Raw genomic sequence first — 236 nt, 5'->3', positions numbered from 1 at the left:
GCGAGTTCATCTTCGACCTGCTGCTTGCATACGGCAAGCCTCGTGGAAACGTGACCCGCCTGCGCAACGGCACGTCGCTCAACGTCGCAGCAGATCCGACGCGCGAGGTAGCCCAGAAGAACGTGGTCTACTTCCGGGAGACGGACGGGGATCCGCTGGCTGAACTCCATGAGCTGAGCACCTCCCCGGTGGTGGTCAAGTACAACCCCCGATTCGTGATCGTGACCGACTACGAC

At 61.9% G+C, this 236-nt stretch carries 1 protein-coding gene; it reads left to right on the top strand.

The window, feature by feature from the left end; translation table 11 throughout:
• Positions 1–236, top strand: a 236-nt coding sequence (locus SB753_RS41375; protein WP_410805729.1) for a hypothetical protein, incomplete at both ends; no start/stop codon positions are given.

Source organism: Paraburkholderia sp. SIMBA_053 (assembly GCF_046534895.1).
Lineage (GTDB): Bacteria > Pseudomonadota > Gammaproteobacteria > Burkholderiales > Burkholderiaceae > Paraburkholderia > Paraburkholderia caledonica.
The sequence above is the reverse complement of the archived record's forward strand: the minus strand, read 5'-3'. Positions and strand labels throughout refer to the sequence as shown.